Annotated in this window: 15 protein-coding genes; 5 read left to right on the top strand and 10 right to left on the bottom strand. The window is 65.9% G+C overall.

The genetic code is table 11. The features are described from left to right. The first annotated feature begins 70 nt into the window (after nt 1-70). The 4 genes from kynB to AC1DNF_RS03440 are packed head-to-tail and all read left to right on the top strand — an operon-like array spanning nt 71 to nt 4,127. Nucleotides 71-715: an arylformamidase gene (gene kynB / locus AC1DNF_RS03455; protein WP_478147142.1), complete on the top strand. Its 645-nt coding sequence runs from the start codon at nt 71-73 to the stop codon at nt 713-715. After that, nucleotides 712-2,001 (top strand): kynureninase, encoded by a 1,290-nt coding sequence (kynU, locus tag AC1DNF_RS03450; protein WP_478147141.1) that lies wholly within the window; start codon nt 712-714, stop codon nt 1,999-2,001. The genes kynB and kynU overlap by 4 nt, the downstream gene beginning before the upstream one ends. A gap of 9 nt (nt 2,002-2,010) precedes the next feature. After that, complete coding sequence (kynA, locus tag AC1DNF_RS03445) at nt 2,011-2,847, top strand: tryptophan 2,3-dioxygenase (protein WP_478147140.1); 837 nt, start codon at nt 2,011-2,013, stop codon at nt 2,845-2,847. A gap of 35 nt (nt 2,848-2,882) precedes the next feature. Continuing rightward, nucleotides 2,883-4,127 (top strand): SMI1/KNR4 family protein, encoded by a 1,245-nt coding sequence (locus AC1DNF_RS03440; RefSeq protein WP_478147139.1) that lies wholly within the window; start codon nt 2,883-2,885, stop codon nt 4,125-4,127. A gap of 12 nt (nt 4,128-4,139) precedes the next feature. Here the strand turns inward: AC1DNF_RS03440 and AC1DNF_RS03435 are convergent, their stop codons facing one another. The 5 genes from AC1DNF_RS03435 to AC1DNF_RS03415 all read right to left on the bottom strand — a co-directional run bounded on the left by AC1DNF_RS03435 (nt 4,140) and on the right by AC1DNF_RS03415 (nt 10,799). After that, on the bottom strand, nt 4,140-5,318 hold the full coding sequence (locus tag AC1DNF_RS03435) for an FAD-dependent monooxygenase (RefSeq protein WP_478147138.1): 1,179 nt from the start codon (nt 5,316-5,318) through the stop codon (nt 4,140-4,142). A gap of 7 nt (nt 5,319-5,325) precedes the next feature. Continuing rightward, a complete protein-coding gene (locus AC1DNF_RS03430) occupies nt 5,326-5,604 on the bottom strand; it encodes a DUF6587 family protein (RefSeq protein ID WP_478147137.1) in 279 nt (92 codons plus the stop codon). A 1-nt stretch (nt 5,605) separates the two neighbouring features. Continuing rightward, the gene (feoB, locus tag AC1DNF_RS03425; protein WP_478147136.1) at nt 5,606-7,504 is read right to left on the bottom strand and encodes a ferrous iron transporter B; all 1,899 of its coding nucleotides are present in this window, start codon (nt 7,502-7,504) and stop codon (nt 5,606-5,608) included. Further along, the gene (locus AC1DNF_RS03420) at nt 7,497-7,778 is read right to left on the bottom strand and encodes a FeoA family protein (RefSeq protein ID WP_478147135.1); all 282 of its coding nucleotides are present in this window, start codon (nt 7,776-7,778) and stop codon (nt 7,497-7,499) included. Before AC1DNF_RS03420 ends, feoB begins: the two co-directional genes overlap by 8 nt. A gap of 153 nt (nt 7,779-7,931) precedes the next feature. Further along, nucleotides 7,932-10,799, bottom strand: coding sequence for an aconitate hydratase (locus tag AC1DNF_RS03415; protein WP_478147134.1), 2,868 nt, complete (start codon nt 10,797-10,799; stop codon nt 7,932-7,934). A 166-nt stretch (nt 10,800-10,965) separates the two neighbouring features. On the opposite strand from AC1DNF_RS03415, the gene AC1DNF_RS03410 reads away from it, so the two are divergent. Further along, the gene (locus AC1DNF_RS03410; RefSeq protein WP_478147133.1) at nt 10,966-11,805 is read left to right on the top strand and encodes a helix-turn-helix domain-containing protein; all 840 of its coding nucleotides are present in this window, start codon (nt 10,966-10,968) and stop codon (nt 11,803-11,805) included. A gap of 46 nt (nt 11,806-11,851) precedes the next feature. Here AC1DNF_RS03410 and AC1DNF_RS03405 read toward each other — a convergent pair whose 3' ends face one another. The 5 genes from AC1DNF_RS03405 to AC1DNF_RS03385 form a co-directional block, all read right to left on the bottom strand. Then, complete coding sequence (locus tag AC1DNF_RS03405) at nt 11,852-14,437, bottom strand: bifunctional aconitate hydratase 2/2-methylisocitrate dehydratase (protein ID WP_478147132.1); 2,586 nt, start codon at nt 14,435-14,437, stop codon at nt 11,852-11,854. Nucleotides 14,438-14,503: 66 nt separating this feature from the next. Then, nucleotides 14,504-15,076 carry a hypothetical protein gene (locus AC1DNF_RS03400; RefSeq protein WP_478147131.1) on the bottom strand — a complete coding sequence of 191 codons (573 nt, stop codon included), beginning with the start codon at nt 15,074-15,076 and terminating at the stop codon, nt 14,504-14,506. A gap of 30 nt (nt 15,077-15,106) precedes the next feature. Further along, the gene (locus tag AC1DNF_RS03395) at nt 15,107-16,105 is read right to left on the bottom strand and encodes an HpcH/HpaI aldolase/citrate lyase family protein (protein WP_478147130.1); all 999 of its coding nucleotides are present in this window, start codon (nt 16,103-16,105) and stop codon (nt 15,107-15,109) included. Continuing rightward, the gene (tam, locus tag AC1DNF_RS03390) at nt 16,102-16,884 is read right to left on the bottom strand and encodes a trans-aconitate 2-methyltransferase (RefSeq protein WP_478147129.1); all 783 of its coding nucleotides are present in this window, start codon (nt 16,882-16,884) and stop codon (nt 16,102-16,104) included. Before tam ends, AC1DNF_RS03395 begins: the two co-directional genes overlap by 4 nt. A gap of 32 nt (nt 16,885-16,916) precedes the next feature. Next, nucleotides 16,917-17,903, bottom strand: coding sequence for a malate dehydrogenase (locus AC1DNF_RS03385; protein ID WP_478147128.1), 987 nt, complete (start codon nt 17,901-17,903; stop codon nt 16,917-16,919). Nucleotides 17,904-18,036: the final 133 nt, after the last annotated feature.

Genomic DNA, 18,036 nt, shown 5'->3' with positions numbered 1-18,036 from the left:
GCGGTCCGTGTTTCATATCTGTTGGAAATAACCGACACCACGACCCCGCTCGCGGCGCTAACTTTGCGCCATGAATCAACGAATCTGGGACATCTCGCCGCCGGTGCATGAAGGCGCCCCGGTTTTTCCCGGCGACACACCCTACCAGCAGCGCTGGGCCGCGTCCATCGGACCGGCCTGCCCGGTCAATGTCAGCGAGATCACGCTATCACCGCACGTTGGCGCGCACGCGGATGCACCGCTGCACTATGACCCGGCTGGCGCGACCGTCGGCGACCTCGATCTTGCGCCCTACCTCGGCCCCTGCCGGGTGATCCACGCGATCGCGCGCGGACCCTTGATCGAATGGCAACACATCGCCCATGCCGTCGACCGACTGCCGCCGCGCGTGCTGGTGCGAACTTACGAGCGTGCGCCGGTCGCCCGTTGGGACGGCGCACTCGCCGCCTTTGCGCCCGCCACCATCGAGCGCCTCGCGACCCTGGGCGTGAAGCTCATCGGCATCGACACCGCCAGCATCGATCCGGCAGACAGCAAGACGCTCGACAGCCACCAAACCATTCGCCGCCTCGGCCTGCGCGTGCTCGAGAACCTCGTGCTCGATGAAGTGCCTGAGGGCGACTACGAGCTCATCGCGCTGCCGCTCAAGCTCGTGAGTGCCGACGCTTCCCCCGTTCGCGCGGTTCTGCGTGAACTCCAACCCGCCCGACCATGACACTCGACGATTGCCAGCGCCTCGACGCGCAAGACCCCCTCGCCGCCCTGCGCCACCAGTTCATGCTGCCCGAAGGCGTGATCTACCTCGACGGCAACTCCCTGGGCGTGCTGCCCAAGGCCTCGCCTGCTCGAATCGCCGAAGTAGTCGCCAGGGAGTGGGGAGAGGGCCTGATCCGCTCATGGAACAGTGCCGGCTGGTTCGACCTGCCGCAGCGACTCGGCGACAAGGTGGCGCGGCTGATCGGCGCAGCGCCGGGCGAGGTCGTTTGCACCGACAGCACCTCCGTCAATCTCTACAAGGTGCTGTTCGCGGCGCTGAGCCAGGTGCGGCAGAACGCCTCGCCCGAGCGCCGTGTCGTGATCAGCGAGCGCAGCAACTTCCCGACCGACCTCTACATCGCCGAGTCACTGTGCCGCGAACGCGGCTTCACGCTCAAGCTGATCGACGAGAAGGAGCTACCCGCCGTGCTCACCGACGAGGTGGCGGTGCTGATGCTCACGCACGTCAACTACCGCACCGGCGCCATGCATGACATGAAGTCCCTCACGGCCGCCGCGCACGCCGCGGGCGCGCTCACGGTCTGGGACCTCGCGCACAGCGCCGGAGCGGTGCCCGTGGCGCTCAACGACAGCAATGCCGACTTCGCCATCGGCTGCGGCTACAAGTACCTGAATGGTGGCCCCGGGTCGCCGGCCTTCATCTGGGTTCACGCGCGCCACTCGAACCAGTTCGAGCAGCCCCTGTCGGGCTGGTGGGGGCATGCGGCGCCCTTCGAATTCACTCCGCATTACCGGCCCGCGGCCGGCGTGGCGCGCTACCTGTGCGGCACGCAGCCGATCATCGCGCTGGCCGCGCTCGAATGCGGGCTGGACACGGTACTCTCGGCCGAGCCCCTCTCCGCCGGAGAGGACAGCATGGCGATGCTGCGAACCAAGTCGCTGGCGCTGACCGACGCGTTCATTGCGCTGGTGGAGAGGCGCTGCAGGGGGCGCTTCTCGCTCGTGACTCCACGCGAGCATGAGAAGCGCGGCTCGCAGGTTTGCCTTGCGATGAGCGACGGTGGCCCGGCTGCCTACGCCATCGTGCAGGCGTTGATCGCCCGCGGCGTGATCGGCGATTTTCGCGCGGGCGACACCCAGATGCCCGACATCCTGCGTTTCGGCTTCACGCCGCTCTACCTCGGTTTCGAGGACGTATGGAACGCAGTCGAACACCTCGTCCAGGTGCTGGACAACGAAGAGTGGAAACGCCCCGAGTTCAATGAGAAGCTTGCAGTGACCTGAAAGACGCCCATGAGTTCCGAAAAGATCGTCCACGACGAAAAGGCCCAGCTCGATTTCAGTGCCTCGATGAGCTACAGCGATTACCTGAGCCTCGACCAGATCCTGAACGCCCAGCATCCACGCTCGCCGGCGCACGACGAAATGCTTTTCATCGTGCAGCATCAGACCAGCGAGCTGTGGATGAAGCTCATGTTGCACGAGTTGCGCGCCGCCATCCGCTGCGTCGCCGAGGACGACCTCTCCAGCGCCTTCAAGATGCTCGCGCGCGTTTCACGCATCATGGAGCAGCTGGTGCATGCGTGGGACGTACTGGCCACCATGACGCCGCCCGAGTACAGCGCGATCCGGCCCTACCTGGGCAGCTCCAGCGGCTTCCAGAGCTGGCAATACCGCTGCATCGAATTCGCGCTCGGCAACAAGAACGCCGCCATGCTCAAGCCGCACGCGCACCGGCCCGAGTTGCTGGCCGAAGTCGAACAGGCGTGGCGGGCGCCTTCGCTCTACGACGAGTCGCTTCGCCTTCTGGCGCGCCGGGGACTGGACATCCCCGGCAGTCACATCGAGCGCGACTGGACGAAGCCCTACGAACTCAGCGACGCCGTCGAGCAGGCGTGGCTCGTCGCCTACCGCGACCCCAAGAACCACTGGGACATCTATCAACTCGGGGAGGAACTGACCGACCTCGAAGACGCCTTTCGGCTCTGGCGCTTCCGCCACGTGACAACGGTCGAACGCGTCATCGGGTTCAAGCGCGGCACGGGAGGCACCGGCGGCGTAAGCTATCTGCGCAAGATGCTCGATGTGGTGCTGTTCCCGGAGATATGGAAGTTGCGCACCGATCTCTAGGACCCCACGTCGGCGACAAACCGGAGGACGAAGCGATGACCGATTTCTTTGGCGACGACGAACTCGACCTTTTGCGCGAGCATGGCATCGTGCTTTTCGCGAGGCGCGTGATCTTCGATGCCCGGCCACCGATGCCGGAGGATGAGATCGCCTCGGTTCAGAGCCGCTGCGCCGGCCCCATTCCGCCGGAGCTGCTGGCGCTGTGGCGACTGGCGGGCGGCGGCCGCATCGACTACGACCTCCATCTGCGCATGAACGGCAATGAGGAATCGATCAGCTGGACCGAACTGTTCGGCGATGGCACCGACACCTTTCACGACCTGCAAGGCTGGATCGACCACGAGGTGGAACTCGCGGAAGAAGCCGCCGAAAGCGGCCAGCCCTGGGACGGCAAGCTCACCACCCTCCCCTTCGGGGGTTTCGAGTACACGGACCGCCTCTACGCCGTGGTCGAACCCGGCGCGGACTACGGCCACATCCTGGCCTGGAAGCATGGCTTGCCGCCTGCCTGGCCCCATGCGCTTCACGAAGACGGGTTGACCACGGTGGCTCACGACCTGTGCGCCGCTTTCGAGGTCCTGCACCTGGACGAGGATCCACTGGCGCCGGCCGGGGACTACTTCACCGGGCAGTCGCTGCTCGAATATCTCGACCAGCGGCATCAGGAACACGGACTGTCCATCGAGCTGTCAGACAAGGTCGTGGCGTTCTACCGCCGCGCCATCGTCGACTGGCGGACGCCGCTGGCCGAGGGCACGCTGGGCCAGAATGGTCCGCTCTCGCGCATCGCACTGCGCCACGCCATCGCCACCGACGACGCAGCGCTCATTGCCCAATTGGCCGCCGCCGATGTCGCGCTGGACGGGCCGCTGCAGGGCAGCGCCATGGCCACGGACCTGGCGCTGAGCCACGGCGCTCACGAAGCCGCCGCCGCGCTGGCGAAAGCGGGCGCGCCTGTGTCGAGCGACGCTCTCGATTTCATCGACAGCGCGGTATCGCCCGAACTCGTCAGCTTGTTGCTGGCGCGCGGGGCCAAGCCCAGCGCTACCGCCATCGCCGAGTGCGTCGCCTGTGGCGCGCCGCTTGCCGCGCGGCTGATCGCCAGCGCCTATGCGGAAACCCACGACGACCTGCCGACCGCCTACGACGCGGTCAAGAACAGCATGCTCGCCGAACTCGAAAGCTCACTGGTCGACGTGCGCGCCGGCAAGCTCAGCCATTACCTCGGCGTTCACGGGCTGGTCCAGCGCGTCGATCATCTCCAGAGCTTCAGCCTGTAGAGCGCGCGATCTTCAAGCACCGTAGAGCCACGGCACGTCGAGCAGACGCGCGCCCAGCATGCGCAAAGCCGCATCGCGGCCCATGCGCACGAGACCTGTCGCGTGAAAGATCTCACCATTGCGCCGCGCCCGCGCCTGGACCTGCGCATTGCGCTGCCAGCGCGCTTCGGCGTAGCGCGCCAGCGCGGCCGGCACGACGTCGGCTGCGCCTCCATCCAGCGCATCTGCGAGCGCGACCGCATCTTCGATCGCCATGCCTGCGCCCTGCGCCAGATAGGGCAACATCGGATGCGCCGCGTCGCCAGCCAGTGCCACGCGCTCGTCAGCCATCTCCTGCGGTCCGGTGAGCGGCGGTCGGTCCGACAGCGTCCACGAGCGCCACGACGGCATGGCCTCAAGCAGCGCCTGCAGGCTCGGGCTGCAACGGCCGGTCGCAGCCTGAAGCGCAGCCAGGCTCGTCGCCTGGTCCCAGTCCTGCGCATCGCCACTGCGAGCGGCCTCCGCCAGCACCACGACATTGAGCGCCGCCCCGTGGCGCACTGGATAGGCCACGGCATGCAAACGTGGCCCGAGCCAGACGCTGACCTGCGCGCTGCGCAGGGGCGCCGGCAAGGTCGACTGCTCGACCAGAGCGCGCCAAGCCATGTGGCCGGTCGCGCGGGGCGGCTGCGAGTTCTCCACCACGCTCGGCCGCACTGCGCTCCAGAGGCCATCGGCGCCGACAAGAGCATCGCCTTCCCAGGCGCGCGCATCGGTGGTCGACGCGCAGACTCGCCCGCCGCGCGCCACCACATCCGCGATACACGCGCCGGTGGTGAGCGTGACGGCCCCGCTCGCGCGTACTGCCGCCAGCAGCAGCGCCTGCAGGTCGGCGCGGTGCACGCAAAGGTAGGGCGAGCCGTAGCTCCGTAGCATGGCGTTGCCAAGTGGCATGCGGGCGATTTCGTGGCCCCGGGTGGCGCTTCGCACGACCAGTGCCTCGGGTCGGGCAGCGACGCGGTTGAGCGCTTCCCAAAGCCCCATCGCCTGCAGGCGCCGCGTCACGTTGGGACCGAGCTGAATGCCCGCACCGACTTCGCCGAAGACCACGGCCTGTTCGAGCAAATCGATGCGATGGCAGCGGCGACCCAGCGCGAGTGCGCTCGCGAGGCCCGCAATGCCCCCGCCTGCAATCAGGATGTGGGCGGACATCGGGCGCTCAGCGCGAGCGCGTCAGGGACATGTCGCCCTTCTTGTCCGTCTTGGACCCGGTGCCCGTCGCGCAACTGCCGCAGCTGTCGCACGAGCCGCAGCCGGAGGTCTTGGCGAGCGAGTCGGCCAATGCCTGCGCACGCTCCGCATCGACCAGCCCGGCACGCCGCGACCCTGCCGCCAGGCCGGCTGCCGCCGAACGCCGCCACTGCGCAGGCATCCAGCGCCAGACAGCGTAGACCGCTGCCATCACGACGATCAATCCGACGATGATCTCTTGTGTCATCTCACCCTCCTGTGAATGCCAGGGCCACACGATAAGTGATCCAGCACGCAATGTAGGCGAGCGCGAACAAATAACCAGCCATGATCCATACATAGCGCCACGAGCCGGTCTCCCGCTTGACCGCGGCCAGGGTCGAAACGCACTGCGGCGCGAACACGTACCAGACCAACAGCGACAGCGCCGTCGCGAGCGACCAGCTCTGGGCGATCAACGGCTGAAGTTGTCCAGCCACATCCTCGCCCGTGGCCGAAAGTGCATACACCGTGCCGAGCGCCCCAACGGCCACTTCGCGCGCCGCCATGCCCGGCACCAGCGCGATCGAGATCTGCCAGTTGAAGCCGATGGGCGCGAAGACATGCTCCAGCCCGCGGCCGATCATGCCGGCCAGACTGTAGTGGATCGCCGGGCCGGTCGCACCTGCCGGCGGCGAAGGAAAGGTCGAGAGGAACCACAGCAGGATCGTCAGCGTCAGGATGATCGTGCCGACACGCTGGATGAAGATCCATGCGCGCTCGTACAGCCCGAGCGCCAGATTGCGCACGCTGGGCCAGCGGTAGGCCGGCAGTTCCATCATCAGCGGCGAATGCTGCTTGTTGTCGCGAAAGCGCTTCATCACCCACGCCACGGCCATCGCCGAGACGATGCCGAAGATGTAGAGCGCAAACAGGACAACGCCCTGCAAATTGAATACGCCAGCCACGGGGCGGGCAGGAATAAAGGCCGCGATCAGCAATGCGTAGACCGGCAGGCGCGCCGAGCAGGTCATGAGCGGAGCAATCATGATCGTGGTGATCCTGTCGCGCCAGTTGCTGATCGTGCGCGTGGCCATCACGCCCGGGATGGCGCACGCGAAGCTCGACAGCAAGGGAATGAAGGATCGGCCCGACAGGCCCACCGTGCCCATCACGCGGTCGAGCAGGAACGCGGCCCGGGGCAGGTAGCCCGAATCCTCGAGCGCGAGGATGAAGAGAAAGAGGATCAGGATCTGCGGCAGGAAGACGATCACGCCGCCCACGCCGGCGATGATGCCGTCGACCAGCAGACTCCGCAGCATGCCCTCGGGCATGAAATGCATGAGGAGTTCGCCAAGCGCGGTCGTGGCGTTCTTGATCGCGTCCATCGGCACGTTGGCCCAGCTGAATACGGCCTGGAACATCAGGAACATCGTGACCGCGAGGACCAACATGCCCCATACCGGATGCATCACGACGCGGTCGATGCGGTCGCTGGCGGCGAGGCTGCCAACCGGCTCTCGCACCGCCAGGCCCAGGATGCGGCGCACCTCCCGTTGCGTGGCCAGCACATCTTCCAACTCGGGCGCCTGCCAGGGCCTCGCCACCGCGACAGCCACCGGCACATCGAGCGCTTCGAGCAGGCCCTGCGCGCCGCCGGTGTGCACGCCGACGGTCTCGATCACCGGCACGCCGAGTTCGCGCGACAACACGGCCGCATCGACAGCAATGCCCTGCTTCTTCGCCATGTCGGTCATGTTGAGCGCGACCACCATCGGCAGGCCGAGGCGCTTGGCTTCCAGCACCAGCCGCAGGTTGAGGCGCAGGTTGGTGGCGTCGGTGACACACACCAGCAGGTCAGGCAGCGCCTCGTCGCTCTTGCCCGTGACCACGTCGCGCGTGACGGCCTCGTCGGCCGAAAGCGCGTTGAGGCTGTAGGCGCCCGGCAGATCCAGCACGAAGACGCGACGACCGGCGGCCGTGCGAAGCGTGCCCTCCTTGCGCTCGACTGTCACGCCCGCGTAGTTGGCGACCTTCTGCCGGCTGCCGGTGAGCAGGTTGAACAGCGCGGTCTTGCCGCAGTTGGGGTTGCCCAGCAGCGCGATGCGTCCCGGCGGAGTCGTCGATACGGCGGCGCCTGGTTGAAAGGTCAAGGTGGCTTCAACCATGTTGCATGGCCCCCGGCGTGACGCGGATGAACGAGGCCTCGTGTCGACGCAGCGCAAAGGTGGTGTGACCCAGCCGAACGGCCAGAGGCTCACGTCCCGGCACGCCGGATGCCACGATGCGGACCGCCTCGCCCGGGACGAAACCGATTTCGGTCAGCCGCAGCACCAGTTCGCGATCTTCCTGCGCCTCAGGCCGCAGCACGTCGAGCACCGTCGCCCACAGGTTGTTGGGAAGCTGGTCGAGGCTGATGGCAGCCGAAGCTGCGCCGGTCATTGTGGTCACCCGGGAAGTCCAAGTCGTCAAAATGAGAATTATTCTCGAAAACTCGCGCGAAGGCGAGTCGGAAACGACTTAACCCTCTGCGGCCTTCTGACAAAAATCAAGAAAGCCGGTGCGCGCGCCGGCTTTTCTACATGAAGCCGAGTGTCAGGCGGCCAGCAATTGCCGCAAGACGAAGGGAAGGATCCCGCCGTGCTTGTAGTAATCGACCTCGATCGGCGTGTCGATGCGCAACCGAACCGTCACTTCCTGGTGCGTGCCGTCGGCCCGGCGGATCACCAGCTTGACATCCATCTGCGGCTTGAGTTCGCCGCCGATCACCACGTCGACTTCCTCGTCGCCCGTGAGGTTCAGCGCCTGCCAGGAATCCGCCCCGCGGAATTGCAGCGGCAGCACGCCCATGCCGACCAGGTTCGCACGGTGGATGCGCTCGAAGCTGCGCGCCACCACCGCCTTGATGCCGAGCAACTGCGTGCCCTTCGCGGCCCAGTCTCGCGACGACCCGGTGCCGTACTCCTCGCCGCCGAACACCACGGTCGGCACGCCTTCTTCCATGTACTTCATGGCGGCGTCGTAGATGAACATCTTTTGGTTGCCCGGCTGGAAGAGCGTGTAGCCGCCCTCTTCCTGTGTGCCATTGGCATCGGGAGGGAGCATCAGGTTCTTGATGCGCACGTTGGCGAAGGTGCCACGCATCATGACTTCATGGTTGCCCCGGCGCGAGCCGTAGCTGTTGAAGTCGGCCTTCGGCACCCCGTGCGCCTTGAGCCAGATGCCCGCGGGCGAGTCTTCCTTGATCGAACCGGCCGGCGAGATGTGGTCAGTGGTGATGGAGTCGCCGAAAAGCGCCATGACTCGCGCCCCGGTGATACCGGCGTCGGTGGCAGCCGGTTTCATCTTGAATCCCTCGAAGAAGGGCGGCTCGGCGATGTAGGTCGAGGTCGGCCAGTCATACACCTGGCCGGTCGTACCCTTGATGCTGCTCCAGAACTTGCCGGGCTCGCTTTTCACCTTCTCGTAGTTGCTGCGGAAGGACTTGGCGTTCATCGCGTAGCGCAGGTTCTCGTCGATCTCCTTCGTGCTCGGCCAGATGTCGCCGAGGTAGACATCCTTGCCGTGCTTGCCCTTGCCCACCGGCTGGGTCATGAGGTCGACCATCACGTTGCCCGCGATCGCAAAGGCCACGACCAATGGCGGCGAGGCCAGGAAGTTGGCCTTGAGGTTCGGGTGGATCCGCGCCTCGAAATTGCGGTTGCCCGACAGCACGGCTGCGCCGACCAGATCGTTCTTCGTGATGACCTCGTTGATCTCGGGCGTCAAATCGCCGGCGTTGCCGATGCAAGTCGTGCAGCCGTAGCCGGCCAGATAGAAACCGAGCTTTTCGAGGTAGGGCAGAAGACCGGCCTTTTCAAGGTATTCGGTCACGATGCGCGATCCGGGCGCGAGAGAAGTCTTGACGTGCGGCTTGACTGTCAGGCCCGCTTCCACCGCCTTCTTCGCCAGCAGGCCGGCCGCCAGCATCACGCTGGGATTGGAAGTATTGGTGCAGGAAGTGATGGCCGCAATCAGCACGTCGCCGTTCCCGATGGTGACCTGGCCCTTGGGCGCAGGCGGCGCCGTTGCCCCCACATGCGCCGCGGCCTTGGTGGAGCGATTGGCCACCATCTCGACCTCGGCGCGCGGAGCGCCAGGCTTCGGCGGCGCGGCCTCGTCCTCGCCGGACTGACCATGGCCCACCAGCGCATGGCGCAACATCAGCTTGTCGGCCGGCTGATTGAAGCCATTGGCCTCGTTCGGCTTGCTGTACAGCTCGGAGAACTTGGTAGAGAGATGGCCGAGGTCAATGCGATCCTGCGGCCGCTTCGGGCCGGCAAGGCTGGGCGACACCGTGCCCAGATCGAGCTTGACAACCTTCGTGTAGTCAATGTCGCCCGGGTTCGGCATGCCGAACAGGCCCTGGGCCTTGTAATAGGCCTCGAACAGTTCGATCTCGGCCTGCGTGCGGCCCGTGCCCTTGAAGTAGGCGATGGTCATTTCATCGACGGGGAAGAAGCCCATCGTGGCGCCGTACTCGGGCGCCATATTGCCGATGGTCGCGCGATCGGGCACCGCGATAGACGCCGCGCCGGGGCCGAAGAACTCGACGAACTTGCCGACCACCTTTTCGCTGCGCAGGATGGCCGTGACGTACAGCACCAGGTCGGTGGCCGTGACGCCTTCCCGCAACTTGCCGCTGAGTTCGAAGCCGACCACGTCCGGCGTCAGCATGTAGACCGGCTGGCCGAGCATCGCGGCCTCGGCCTCGATGCCGCCCACACCCCAGCCGACGACGCCGATCCCGTTGATCATGGTGGTGTGGCTGTCGGTCCCGACCAGCGAGTCGGGGTAGTAGACGGGCGGGTCGCCCTTGTCATTCGGGCTCTTGTAGACGCCGCGAGCGAAATATTCGAGATTGACCTGGTGCACGATGCCGAAGCCCGGCGGCACGACGCCGAAGGTGTCGAAGGCCTGCATGCCCCACTTCATGAACTGGTAACGCTCGTTGTTGCGCTGGAACTCCAGCTTCATGTTGAGATCGAGCGCCTTGGGCGTGCCGTAATAGTCCACCATGACGGAGTGGTCGACCACCAGATCCACCGGCACCAATGGTTCGATGGTCTTGGGCGACTTGCCCAGGGACTGTGCAACGCTGCGCATGGCCGCAAGGTCGGCCAGCAGCGGTACGCCGGTGAAATCCTGCAGCACCACGCGCGTCACGACGAAAGGGATCTCGTCGGTGCGCTCCGAATTGGGCAACCAATGGGCAAGCTCCTCGACGTGCTTGGCCGACACCTTCTGACCATCGCAATTGCGCAGGACGGATTCGAGCACGATCCGGATCGAGACCGGCAACCGCTCGACCGTGGGGTATTGCTTGGCGAGTTCCTTCAGGGACCAGTACTTGCCGGCCTTCCCCGACGCGGTCTTGAACGTCTTGAGCGTGGAGGCGAATGCGTGTGCCGGTGCTTTGGCCATGAGGGAAACTCCTGTGATTCGTGGAAGCTCCTCAAAGATAGCAGGGTTCGACGACATCGGTCGAGAGTCTCGCTCGACCGATGGCCTCAAACCCGGCCCCGAGGGGTCGGGACGCGATGACGTGCGAGGTCATGGCCGAGGCACCGTGCATCACTACGATGGCGCCATGACCCTCACGAGCACACCACCGACCGCGGCCGACCCGTTCGGCGCCCATCTTCGCCACTGGCGCCAGCATCGGCGCCTGAGCCAGCTCGACCTGGCGAACGAAGCGCAGGTGTCCACGCGCCACCTGAGCTATGTCGAGACCGGCCGCGCCGAACCCAGCCGCGAAATGGTGCTGCGGCTCGCCGAGCGGCTCGAGGTACCGCTGCGCGAGCGCAATGCACTCCTGGTGGCCGCGGGCTATGCGCCCATGTACCGCCAGCGCTCACTGGATGATCCGGCGCTGGCGTCGGCGCGCCATGCGGTCGACCTCGTGCTCAAGGGGCACGAGCCCTTCCCCGCGCTGGCGGTCGATCGCCACTGGAATCTGGTGGCGCACAACGCCCTGGTGCCGCTCCTGATGGAGGGCGCAGCACCGGAACTCGTGGCGCCGCCCGTCAATGTGCTGCGCCTGAGCCTGCATCCGGATGGCCTGGCATCGCGCATCGCGAACCTGGCCCGATGGCGGGCGCATCTGCTCGAACGCCTGCAGCAGCAGATCGCAGCCACGGGCGACACGGTGCTGAGCGCATTGCACGATGAACTGGCGGCCTACCCCGCGCCGAACGTCAGCCACGACACGGCAGCGGCCGGCAATGAACTGTCCGGGGTGGCCGTGCCCTTCCAGCTGGTCACGCCCCAGGGCGTGCTGAGCTTCATCAGCACCACGACGATCTTCGGCACGCCGGTCGACGTCACGCTGCAGGAGCTTGCGGTGGAATCCTTCTTTCCGGCCGACGCGCAGACCGCCGCAGCCCTCGCGGCGCTCGCGGCCGAGCCCCGCGAATCTCGCATCAAATGACAAACGGCCCGCAAGAGCGGGCCGTTTGTCATGAGCGCAATGGGTCTCAGGCGGCAACCGTATCCGCGACGACCTTGTAGTCCTCGATCTTGTCGAAGTTCAGGTACTGGTAGATCTGGCCGCTGGAGGCATCCAGCACGCCGACGCCGGCCATGTACTCTTCCTTCGTCGGAATGCGGCCAATGCGCGAGCAGATCGCGGCGAGTTCGGCGCTGCCCAGGTACACATTGGTGTTCTTGCCCAGGCGATTCGGGAAGTTGCGCGTGCTGGTCGACATCACGGTCGCGCCTTCGCGCACCTGGGCCTGGTTGCCCATGCACAGCGAACAACCGGGCATCTCGGTGCGGGCGCCCGCGTTGCCGAACACGCCGTAGTGACCTTCTTCGGTCAATTGCTGCGCATCCATCTTGGTCGGCGGCGCGATCCACAGCTTGACCGGAATGTCGCGCTTGCCTTCGAGCAGCTTGGAGGCCGCGCGGAAGTGACCGATGTTCGTCATGCAGGAGCCGATGAACACCTCGTCGATGGCGGCGCCAGCCACGTCGCTCAGGGTCTTGACATCATCCGGGTCGTTCGGGCAGGCCACGATCGGCTCATGGATGTCGGCCAGGTCGATCTCGATCACGGCAGCGTAGTCGGCGTCGGCGTCGCCCTTGAGCAATTGCGGATCCTTGAGCCAGGCTTCCTGCGCCGCGATGCGGCGGGCCAGCGTGCGGCCGTCGGCATAACCTTCGGAAATCATCCAGCGCATCAGCGTGATGTTGCTGTTGATGTACTCGATGATCGGTTCCTTGTTCAGGTGCACCGTGCAGCCGGCGGCCGAGCGTTCGGCCGAGGCGTCGCTCAGTTCGAAGGCTTGCTCGACCTTCAGGTCCGGCAGGCCTTCGATCTCGAGGATGCGGCCCGAGAAGATGTTCTTCTTGCCCTTCTTCTCGACGGTCAGCAGGCCTGACTTGATGGCATACAGCGGAATCGCATTCACCAGGTCGCGCAGCGTGACGCCCGGCTGCATCGTGCCCTTGAAGCGCACGAGCACCGATTCCGGCATGTCGAGCGGCATCACGCCGGTCGCGGCCGCGAAGGCCACAAGGCCGGAGCCCGCGGGGAAGCTGATGCCGATCGGGAAGCGCGTGTGGCTGTCGCCGCCGGTGCCAACGGTGTCGGGCGTCAGCAGGCGGTTGAGCCAGGAATGGATGACGCCATCGCCCGGGCGCAGCGACACGCCGCCGCGGGTGCTCATGAAGTCAGGCAGTTCGTGGTGCATCTTGACGTCGACCTTCTTCGGGTACGCCGCCGTGTGGCAGAAGGACTGCATCACGAGGTCGGCGCTGAAGCCGAGGCAGGCCAGATCCTTCAGTTCGTCGCGGGTCATCGGGCCGGTCGTGTCCTGCGAGCCCACGCTCGTCATCTTCGGCTCGCAGTAGGTGCCGGGACGCACGCCCATGCCTTCGGGCAGTCCGCAGGCGCGGCCGACCATCTTCTGCGCGAGCGAGTAGCCCTTCTTGGTGTCGACGGGGCTGACCGGCAGGCGGAACAGCGTCGACACGGGCAGGCCGAGGGCCTCGCGGGCCTTGGCGGTCAGGCCGCGGCCGATGATGAGTGGAATACGGCCGCCGGCGCGCACTTCGTCGAAGAGGACGTCGCTCTTGACCTTGAACTCGGCAATCACCTTGCCGTCCTTCAGGGCCTTGCCTTCGTAGGGGCGCAGTTCGACCACGTCGCCCATGTTCATCTGGCTCACGTCAAGCTCGATCGGCAGCGCACCGGAGTCTTCCATCGTGTTGTAGAAGATCGGCGCGATCTTGCCGCCCAAGCAGACGCCGCCGAAGCGCTTGTTCGGAACAAAGGGAATGTCTTCGCCGGTGAACCACAGCACCGAGTTGGTCGCGCTCTTGCGCGACGAGCCGGTACCGACCACATCACCGACATAGGCCACGAGGTGCCCGCGCGCGCGCAAGTCCTCGATGAACTTGACCGGACCGCGCTTGCCTTCTTCTTCCGGCGTGATGCCGGGGCGTGCGTTCTTGTGCATCGCAAGTGCGTGCATCGGAATGTCGGGTCGGCTCCACGCATCCGGCGCGGGAGAGAGGTCGTCGGTGTTGATCTCGCCGGCCACCTTGAAGATGCTGACCGTGATGCTCTTCGGCACTTCGGGCCGGCTGGTGAACCATTCGGCATCGGCCCAGCTTTGCAGCACGGCCTTCGCGTTCGCATTGCCCTTGTCGGCCTTTTCCTTGACGTCGTGGAACTGATCGAACATCAGGAGAGTGTTCTTCAGGCCGGCCGCCGCGGTGGCGCCCACCTCGGCGTCGTCCAGCAGGTCGACCAGCGGGCTGATGTTGTAGCCGCCGAGCATGGTGCCGAGGAGCTCGGTCGCACGCGCGCGAGTGAGCAACAGGCTCTTCTCGGTGCCATGCGCCACGGCCGCCAGATAGCTCGCCTTGACCTTGGCCGCGTCGTCCACCCCGGCCGGCACGCGGTGCGTCAGCAGGTTCAGCAGGAAGTCGGCTTCGGCAATTGCCGGCGTCTTCATGAGCTCGATCAGCTCAGCGGTCTGCTTGGCAGTGAGCGGCAGCGGCGGAATGCCGAGCGCAGCGCGCTCGGCGACATGGTCAACGTAGGCTTGCAACATCTATTTTTCTCCGGGGTCGGGTACGACTGGCGGCCGAAGCAAAAGGCGGGCCGCCTGCGCCTTGATTTACTTGGTGGCGGGCTTGGCGTCCGTGCCTTCGAACAGGCTCTTCGGCGGGTTCTTCTTCAGTTCCTCGGCGGCCGCCACCTGCGCCGGTGCCTGGCATTCATCGGCCAGACGCAGGCCCTGCTTCTGGTTCATCAGCATCGACTTGTTGGCGATCTGCAGCCACATGGCGCCGGCGCGGGGATCTTCGAGGCGGATGGCTCCGGTGCGGCTTTCGACAGGGTGCATGCGGTAGTGCACGTTCTTGGTCGAAACGGTGAAGAAACCGGCCTTCTTCTCATCCGCGGTGACGGTGACGTCGGCACCCAGTTCGCACTGGATCTTGCCGGTCAGGACGCGCTTCGCGACGGCCAGGTCGGCCTCGCTCAAGGTGACATCGCCTTCGTCGCTGATCGGCGTTACTTCCTCGACGGCCTTGGCAGCACGGCGCGTGACCTGGTGCTTCTTGGCCGGGGTCTTGCCGGCTGTCTTCGCGGGGGCCTTGGCCGCAGGCTTTGCGGCGTTGTCGCCTTGAGCGGTTGCGGCGAGCGGCAAGGCCAGCGCGATGGCGGCGGCGAGCAGGAGTGTCTTCATGATGTGTTTTCCTTTGCGGGATCGTGGTGGTCAGGGGGCGCCGGGGGCAAACCAAACTTGCGCCTCGGTCGGCAGCACACGCCCGGTGGCGTGCGCACGCGAAAGTACGTGCCAAAAATGACGATAGCTGGCGCGGTCGTGCAATGTGCCATCAAAACTGACCGGCGCCCAACCCGCGCTGGCTCCCATCGCTATGATTTTTGTAGCAAATTGAATCTGCCGCTCATCGGGGGCGAAAGCCTCCAGGATGGGACGGATCTGGTTGGGGTGGATGCTCCACATGCGTGTATAGCCGAATTCGCTGGCCGCCTTCTTCGCGGCGGCGCGCATCGCGCCCATGTCACTGAACTCGGTCACCACGCAGTGCGAGGGCACCTTGCCGTAGGCGTGCGCGGCCGAGGCGATGTCGAGCTTGGCGCGCACCACGAGGGGGTGCGTGAACTGGCCGGTCGCACCCATGCCATCGGCGGGAATCGCGCCGCCATGCGCCGAGACGAAATCCATGAGTCCGAAGCTCAGCGACTGCACGCGGGGATGGGCGGCAATGGAGAAGGCGTGATGCACGGCCAGCGGGGACTCGATAAGAACGTGCAATGGCAGCGATTCGGCACCGGCCATGTCGAGTGCCTCCACGGCCTGCTTCACGTCATCGACCGACTCGACCTTGGGAACCATCAGATGACTCAGACGATGACCGGCGCGGCCGGCAATGGTGATCACGTCGCCGACAAAGGCGGGATGGCCGACCGGGTGCACCCGAACGCCCACGCGCATGCCGGCTGCCGCGCCCAATGCGAGCTCGCTGACCAATGCCGCGTGCTCGGCCTCGCCGCCGACAGGAGCGCCGTCCTCGCAGTCGAGCGTGACGTCGAACACGCAGGCACCGAATTCCGCGGCCATCTCGACCTGCAATGCGAGACTCTTGCGCATGCGCGCCTCGACGCCGCTGTAGTGATCGCACACGGGAAGCACGACGGCGCCGCCCTGCGCGCCCAGCAATACATCACGCGGATGGGCAACGCTGCTCACGGCTTGCGCTGCGCGACGATGAACATGCGCGGAAATGCCAGCAGCAGCCGGCCATCGGCGCGCTTGGGATAGGCGGTCGCCACACGGCGCTCGTATTCGGACAGGTAGCTGCCCTGCAGATCGGGCGGGAGACGGTCGACGAAGGGCTTGAGCCCGGTGCCGCGTACCCATTCGACGATCGCAGCCGCACTGGCCATCGGATGCTGGTAGGCGGTGCGCCAGACATCGATCTTCGCGGCAGCAGAATCGCCAGCCAGGAGGTCGTAGTAGCCTTCGATTCCCAGCAACTGCGTGCGCAGCCTGTCCGCATCGCCGATCGCCTGCGCCCAGGGCGCCTCGGCGGCGACTTCGCGCATCAGACGATGCGTGGGTTCGTTGCGGTTGTCAGGCATCTGGACCGCGAGCACGCCGCCCGGTGCCAGCGCGGCGAACAGGCGGGGGATCAACGCCTCATGGTCGGGCACCCACTGCAGCGAGGCGTTGGCATAGATGAGGTCGGGCTGCCGTTCAGGCCGCCACGTCGAGATGTCGCTGAGTTCGAAGCGGGCTTGCGGCAGGCGCTCTCGCGCGCTGAGCAGCATCGCTTCGGAGTTGTCGGTGCCGACGACGACCGCACCTGCGAAGCGCTGCACGAGCAGCTCGGTGGAGTTGCCCGGTCCGCAACCGAGGTCGACCACGTGGGCCGCCCCGGTCAGCGGAACTCGAGCAAGGAGTTCCTGTGCCGGACGCGTGCGCTCGTCCTCGTAGCGACGGTAGAGCGCGGGATTCCAGTCGAGCATGAAGACGTGCGCTTGCGTGGCTGTCGCTTGGATCAGAGCAGGTGCGAGACGCCAGCCTGCTCGTCCTGCAGCTCCTTCAGCGTCTTGTTGATGCGCTCCTGGCTGAAGGCGTCGATCTCGAGGCCCTCGACCAGCTTGTATTCGCCGTTCTCGGTGGTGACCGGGAAGCCGAAGATCACGTCCTTCGCAATGCCGTACTGGCCGTCCGAGGGGATACCCATGGTCACCCACTTGCCGTTGGAGCCCAGGGCCCAGTCGCGCATGTGGTCGATGGCTGCATTGGCGGCCGAAGCGGCGGAGGACAGACCGCGCGCTTCGATGATCGCGGCGCCGCGCTTGCCGACGGTCGGCAGAAAGGTATCGGCATTCCAGACCTGGTCGTTGATCAGGTCCTTCACGCTCTTGCCACCGACGGTGGCGAAGCGGTAATCGGCATACATGGTGGGCGAGTGGTTGCCCCAGACGATGAGCTTCTCAATGTCGCCCACGGCCGTGCCGGTCTTGGCCGCGATCTGGCTCGCGGCGCGGTTGTGATCGAGGCGCAGCATGGCGGTGAAGTTCTTGCGCGGCAGGCTGGGCGCGCTCTTCATGGCGATGTAGGCGTTGGTATTGGCCGGGTTGCCCACGACGAGCACCTTGACGTTGCGGCTTGCGACCTGGTCGAGCGCCTTGCCCTGGGCCGTGAAGATCTGGGCGTTGGCGGCCAGCAGGTCGGCGCGCTCCATGCCGGGGCCGCGCGGACGGGCACCGACCAGCAGTGCGTAGTCGGCATCCTTGAATGCGACCAGCGGGTCACCCGTGGGCACCACGCCGGCCAGCAGCGGAAAGGCGCAGTCTTCGAGCTCCATGATCACGCCCTTGAGGGCCTTCTGCGCTTTCTCGTCCGGAATCTCGAGCAGCTGCAGGATGACCGGCTGATCCTTGCCGAGCATTTCGCCTGAGGCGATGCGGAACAACAGGGCGTAACCGATTTGGCCAGCGGCACCGGTGACGGCAACGCGAACAGGCTTCTTGCTCATGGGAAAACTCCAGGAAATGATGAGAACGGGGCACAGCCGCAGAGTGCGGCCGCAAGATCGGGCCGGGTGATGATGCCCGGGCTCGAGGCCGTCTGCGATTTTATGCCGATTTGCGCGTCGGATGGCGCCTGTC

This window comes from Variovorax sp. 01T432 (genome assembly GCF_056398605.1).
Note: the sequence above shows the minus strand (reverse complement) of the source record. Positions and strands in the feature narration are given on the sequence as shown.